At 63.0% G+C, this 6,288-nt stretch carries 3 protein-coding genes, 1 tRNA gene and 1 pseudogene; 2 read left to right on the top strand and 3 right to left on the bottom strand.

Annotated elements, in window-relative coordinates; translation table 11 throughout:
• Nucleotides 1–82: 82 nt before the first annotated feature.
• The 3 genes from argS to NZM16_RS13440 all read right to left on the bottom strand — a co-directional run bounded on the left by argS (nucleotide 83) and on the right by NZM16_RS13440 (nucleotide 3,287).
• Complete coding sequence (argS, locus tag NZM16_RS13450) at nucleotides 83–2,236, bottom strand: arginine--tRNA ligase (protein WP_295452993.1); 2,154 nt, start codon at nucleotides 2,234–2,236, stop codon at nucleotides 83–85.
• Between the two features lie 76 nt (nucleotides 2,237–2,312).
• Nucleotides 2,313–2,390: transfer RNA gene (locus NZM16_RS13445), tRNA-Arg, on the bottom strand.
• 234 nt (nucleotides 2,391–2,624) lie between these two features.
• Nucleotides 2,625–3,287 (bottom strand): cytochrome c, encoded by a 663-nt coding sequence (locus tag NZM16_RS13440; protein WP_295452995.1) that lies wholly within the window; start codon nucleotides 3,285–3,287, stop codon nucleotides 2,625–2,627.
• 752 nt (nucleotides 3,288–4,039) lie between these two features.
• On the opposite strand from NZM16_RS13440, the gene NZM16_RS13435 reads away from it, so the two are divergent.
• A complete protein-coding gene (locus tag NZM16_RS13435) occupies nucleotides 4,040–5,005 on the top strand; it encodes a GDP-mannose 4,6-dehydratase (RefSeq protein ID WP_295452998.1) in 966 nt (321 codons plus the stop codon).
• 518 nt (nucleotides 5,006–5,523) lie between these two features.
• Nucleotides 5,524–6,288: pseudogene (locus NZM16_RS13430) on the top strand (hypothetical protein); the annotation flags it as partial.

Genomic DNA, 6,288 nt, shown 5'->3' with positions numbered 1-6,288 from the left:
CATCCCCCAGCCCTCGATCGGCAAGCCAGCTTCACCGCAGGGGGGGACTGGGAACGAATTTTCGGGGAGTGCTTTTAAGGCCTCAGAGGACCTCTGGTGCGGGGATCCCCAGGAGGTTCAGCGCGTTGGCGATCGTCTGTCGGGCGGCGGCGACCAGGGCGAGCCGGCCCTCCCGGATCAATGGGGGCGCGGTGAGCACCGGGCAATCCCGGTAGAATTCGTTGAAGGCCTTCGCCAGATCGAAAACGTAGTTAGCGATCAAGAGAGGCTTATACCGCTCCGCGGCCGACTGGACCAGGTCGGGGAAGGTGGCGATGGCCTCGATCAGCGCGACTTCCTGGGGCTCCAGGGTCTCGAAGAGGCGATCGCCCTCCAGCCGCACCGGCGTCTCGGCTTTCTCCAGGATGCGACAGGCCCGCGCGTGGGCGTATTGCAAATACGGGCCGGTCTGTCCCTCCAGATTCAATGCGGCATCCCAATCGAAGACGATGACCTTGTTGTTGTCCACGCTCAACATACTGTATTTCATCACCCCCTTCGCTACGGCCTCCGCAATCCGCGCCTTCTGCTCCGGCGGGAGCTCCGGGTTTTTCTCCTCCACGATCCGGCGCGCCCGCTCCCGGGCCTCAGCGGCGAAGTCCTCATAAAGCACGATCGTCCCTGCCCGCGAGGACATTTTGCCGCTCGGCAGGGTGACCATTTCATAAGCCAGGTGGTAGCACTTGCTGGCCTGAGGGAAGCCCCACAGCTCCAGGATCTTGAAGATCTGCTTGAAATAGAGCGATTGGCGGACATCGACAACATAAATGGAACGATCGATGTGAAATCCCTCGAATTTGCGCTTGGCCAGGGCCAGATCTTTGGTGGAATACAAAGTGGTCCCGTCACTGCGCAGGATCGCGAGGGTGCGGTATTCCTCCTTCCCCTCCTGCCCCAGGAGACGATCGATCTCGACCACCACCGGACCGTGAGGTCGCAGGTCTGTGGCGATGCCTCGGGCGATCAGCTCCTCCACGATCCGTTTGCCTTCCTCTTCCACTTCGCTTTCAAAGAACCAAACATCGAAAGAGATGTCCAGTTCCTCATAGATCCGACGGAACTCCTCCAGGCTCCACTCGCGGGTCCGCCGCCAGAGTTCCAGCAGTTCGGGATCCCGCGCTTCCCATCGGGCGAAGAGGGCCCGGATTTCCTTTTCGTAGTTCCATTCCTCCGGGCGATGGCCGATGGCGCGGTAGTGGGCCTGCAGGGCCGCCACCGCCTGGCGATCGGCTTCCCCGCCCTTTCCCCGTCGGCCTCGCGCCTTCTCCGCCAGTTCCTCCAACCATTGCCCCATGGCCTCCCAGAGGGACCACAGCCAGTCCTTATCCACGATGGCGTCGAGGTCCGGCAGCTCCCCCGTGGCCATGGCCCGGATCATGAGCGTGGTATCCTTCTGACCGATCGGCCCGGAAGCGGCATGGGCGACCAGGGCCTCCGAGAGGCGGTTCAGGAGGAACTCCCGCACCCAGGGGGTGATCCCTTCTTCCCGGAAGGCGCCCAGCAAAAACCGAACCACCTCCCGACGGTAAGCGTCCGCTTCCTCCAGGCGGGCCTCGGCTTCCGCATAGATCTGGCCCAGCCAGGCACCGCGTCGCTCGGCCGGTTCCTCTCCCCGGTGAAACCGGAGATACCCCCACAGGCACTTGATCACATGGGCCCCGATGTCCCCAGGGTAAGTGGCCCGGATCGTCTCGAAGCCTGCGAAGTCCAGGATGCGGGAGAGGGCGTCCCCCAAGACGGCGTTGCGGAGATGACCGATGTGGAAGGCCTTATGGGTGTTCGGCTGCGAGAATTCCACCATCACCCGTTCGCCCTTCGGGGCGCCCCGGCCATAGGATGGCCCCTCCCGGAGGACGGTCTCGATCACAGAACGGGCGACATGGGAAGGATTGAAGTAAAGGTTCAGGTAACCCCGCACCGCCTCCACCCGCTGAAAGCGGGGATCCCCCTTCAGGATCCCTGCCAGATGCTCTGCTAAACGCTGGGCGATCTCCTGAGCCCGGGCCGGGACATCCAGGTCGGGGTTGATCTTTTTTTCCTGCGCAGCCAGTTGCATCGCCAGGGGGGTGGCTATGCCCCAGGTGTAGGCGAAGGGGAGATCCCGCCATTCCAGAGGGAGGGACTGCGGAAGGCCCAGGGCTTGCAGCGCTTGTCGAACCTGTTCGGAAGCCCACTCTCGATAGGCTGCCAGAATCATCGTGGATCCCTGTGAGCGGAGTTCGGGGGATAAAAACCGCAGAGGCCGCCCCTCGGCGGCCTCTGCAGACGTTCCATGGCGCGCCCGGCAGGATTTGAACCTGCGACCTTTGCCTCCGCAGGGCAACGCTCTATCCAGGCTGAGCTACGGGCGCGTTTGCTGTTTACATTTTAACAGGGTTCCATCGCCCTGACAAGGGGTAGGGCCAGGGGGGTGGGATGGGCAGCTTCATCGCCTGCTCCACCCCCCTGGCCTCTGCTCACCATCCGCCTCGACCGCCCCCATCTTTCCCTCTCTCCTCCATGGCCTTCGAGACCGCGGGGAGGAGCCTCATCAGCTTCCCCAATCCGGGCTCACCACCTCCAGAGCGCGGGCGTTGCCCAACGATCTATGGTTGGTGCGGATTAAACGTGCGCATATAGGCGATGATATCCGCTAGATCCTGATCGGTGAGGGCGGGGTTGCCGCCCTTCGGCGGCATGTCCACCCCGGTGGTGTTCGCCGGGTCCGTCGCCGGGCGCCCCTTCTTGATGAACTCCAGCAACTGGACATCGGTCTGCTGTTTCACAAAGGTGCTTGTCGTCAGATCCTTTCCCAATCCGGGCAATCCTTTCGCATCTGCTCCGTGACACGATGCGCAGCTGCCCAGGAACAGCTCCTTGCCTTTCTCCGGATTCCCCTGGAGCGCCGCCACTACCGGTGGCGAAGCCGGGGTCGAAGGCGCTGCGCTTCCCTCGGAGGAGGTCTCGGGTGCGGCGGCCTGGGGTTGAGGCATAGGGTAAAAGATGACCGCTAAAACGACCAGAAAGGCCAGGCCGCTGATCACAAACGGCCAGGGACCGATCCGCTGGGAGGGTGCAGGGGGAGCGACCGCCGCCTCTACCGCTGGCGCGGGTGCTTTCGCGGGTGTCGCCGGAGCCTGACCGTAGGCCATCTGGACCTCCCGGGTCAGCCAGGCCATTAAAACTGCCAGTAGGCCTCCCAGGATCAGAGTGGCCAGAAGAACACCAGTGATCAGAAGGGCGATCTGGATGGGTGAGAGCGCTGGCATAAATCTTCACCTCGCCGGAAGGGAATTCGCCGGAGCACTCCGGGTGATGTCGTTCACAATCGTCTGTTCACTTCTCCCCAGGTTTTGTAACTGGACCGAATGGCCCCTTCTGCCCCTCCTCCTATGGCCCAGAGGGCCGTGGGGAGGGGGAGAAAGATCTATCGAGGGTGGGGAGGTGAGGGACAAGGGCCCCCGCCCCCCCAATCTAAGAATAAACATCTGTGGAGCGCCCGGACAACAAATTTACACGCCCCGTTCATCCAAAGTCCGGTCTTAATCTGGTGGAATTCTATGGGAAGGTAGGGGAGACGTCAACCGATCCCCTGACGTTTTTGGGGGGCGAGATCCAGATTCCAGCCATCCTTTGAAAAATTCAGCAGACGTAATCAGCAGAGGAGAAAATCAGGGAACGGAGGGGGCCAAAAGCAGCCTCCTCCATTCCCCAGGGGTATCAGACGGTCAGCGATCAACCCGAGGATCAAAGGATGCCATCTTCAGTTCGCGGCCCTCCCTTCCCAAGGTAGTGATGAGAATGTGGATTATGGGTAAGGAAAAGCCCCCTCTTTTCCACTGCCCAAAAGGCCGAGGGGCGGAGAGAGAAAGCAACGTCTTTGGGTTGCGGGGCCAGGGGCTTTCAGGCCTCAGCCTCGTGCCCTAAACTTGTGAAACAGAGCGTTAGATTTGCGACGGGGCGTTACGATATAATTCGGAACTGCGCTCTCGACGCGATTCCGGAAGAGGAGCTACTGCCTTTGCGTCTGCTCATCACCGGCGTGGGCGGCTTCGTCGGCCGCCACCTTGCCCACATCTTGGATCAGGAGACGGATTGGGAGCTCTGGGGATGGGCCCGGCGGCCCGTGACCGGGTTTCCGGATCGCCTGCGGCTGGCCCAGGTGGACCTCCGGGATCCGGAAGCTGTCCGCCAGGGGCTCGCCGTGGTGCGTCCGGAAGGGATCATCCATCTGGCCGCCCAGTCCGACGTGGCGGAATCCTGGAGGGATCCCTGGGGGACCTTTGAGACCAACGTGCGTGGCACCCTGAATTTGCTGGATGGCATCCGGGGGCTGGGGTTGCGGCCCCGCGTTCTGATCGTGACCTCGAACGAGGTCTACGGCCTGATCCGCCCGGAGGACGTTCCCGTTCGAGAGGATCACCCGTTCCGCCCGGCTAACCCGTATGGGGTCAGCAAGGCCGCCCAGGACTGGCTGGCCGCGCTCTATGCGACGGCTTACGCCCTGCCGATCATCCGGGCCCGTCCTTTCAATCACATCGGCCCCGGCCAGGACCCTCGCTTTGCGGTTCCCTCGTTCGCCCGTCAGATTGCCTGGATCGAGGCCGGGCTGCAGGAGCCGGTGATTCGGGTAGGGAACCTGGAGGCCCAGCGGGATTTCACCGACGTCCGGGATGTGGCACGCGCGTATCGCCTCCTGCTGGAACGGGGAGAGCCCGGCGAGGTTTACAACATCGGGTCCGGCCAACCCCGCCCCATCCGGGAAGTGCTGGAGCGCCTCCTCGCCATGGCCCGGGTGAACGTCCGGGTGGAGGTGGATCCCCAGCGCATCCGCCCGCTGGAGATCCCGATCAGCGCGGCCGACACGGCCCGCATCCGGGAGCGCCTGGGATGGGAGCCCCGTATCCCTCTGGAGCAATCCCTGTGGGACGTGCTGGAGGAATGGCGGACCTGGGCCCGGCAGGAGCGCGAGAGGCAATCCCCATAAAGCCCTCTCTTTCTTTTTATGGACTGGGTCTTGGACGAACTTGCGATTCCTTTCTCGAGGGAATTGGGGGGCGGGTGGGGTGTCTTCAGCAATCCCCCCGTTCCTAAAGGAGAGGGGCTATTCCCACCGCATCCCCATCCGTCAGGAGTTAAGCACTATTGCTCTGTTCATCTTGGATTGGGGAGAGGCAGGAGCTGGCGGAGGGACTTCGGCCCCCAGCCAGCCCCCGGCTCCCTCCCCAAGGCCCTCTGGCCGTGGGGAGGAGAGAGAAAGGGGAGAGGGGCCATCGCCTTCCAGGCTCGCTTCGGTTCCTCAAATCCCCAGTTTATAGCTGGGCAAAGCACGAGGCGGTTCATTACTCTGCGGAACTCTACGCCAGGGTCCTGACGTCTTACCTGTGAAACTCTAAATCAAGGAGCCCCGCTGTGAACACGGCTAAGAGGATATCCCTCGTTCCGGCGCTTATGGTCCTTGTGCTTTCTACGGCATGCGGCCCCGGCCTCCCGGCAAGTCCTCCCTTGTCGACCCGCCTCCCCCTCTGGCAGGGGGTGATCCCGATTGGGGAGATTCTCGCCCACCCGGATGCTTATCTGGGGCGTGAGGTCGTCCTCGTGGCGTATTACCGGGGATGGGATCTGTTCGGGGAAGTCGGCCATGGCCCGCCGCTCACCCGAAGCGATGTGGCCGTGGCCGACGCGACCGGAGCGATCTACATCGCCCCGGCCGGTCCGGAGGCGCTTAAATCGCTTCCCTCCTTGCAGCCCTTTGACCTGGCCGCTACGGACACCTTGCTTCGGCTGCGGGGAAGGGTGGAGCGGAGCGAAGGGGGACTTCTCTATCTGCGGGTGATCGCCGGGGAGGCGGTAGAAGGCCTGCCCGCAGGTGTCCTTCTTCGGGTCCGCCGCCAGGGAGGGCTGGCGGGTTTCGATCACGAGCTGATGGCCACCGAATCGGGAACCCTCTATTTCCTGGATCGACGGATCCATCGTTATACGCGCTTCTCCGTGGATGTGGGCGAGGTTCTGCGCATCGCGGAGGGCCTGCCTTCGCTTTCCGGGAAAGCATATGGAACTCCTGTTCCGGATGGATTCTCCTACGAGCTGAGCTTCTGGGATAGGGATCAGCGGCGGGCCCTGACGTTCTATGACCCGAGTGTGGAGCCGTTGCCGGAGGAAGCCATGCGGATTCTGGAAGTCATCGGGCGCTGGATCGGGGAGGGGATGAGGCGCCTCACGGGTCCGGTGAGCGCCGCGGTGGAAGCGCTGGCAGAACGCCTCCAGATC

This window comes from Thermoflexus sp. (assembly GCF_025055495.1).
GTDB lineage: Bacteria > Chloroflexota > Anaerolineae > Thermoflexales > Thermoflexaceae > Thermoflexus.
Note: the sequence above shows the minus strand (reverse complement) of the source record. Positions and strands in the feature narration are given on the sequence as shown.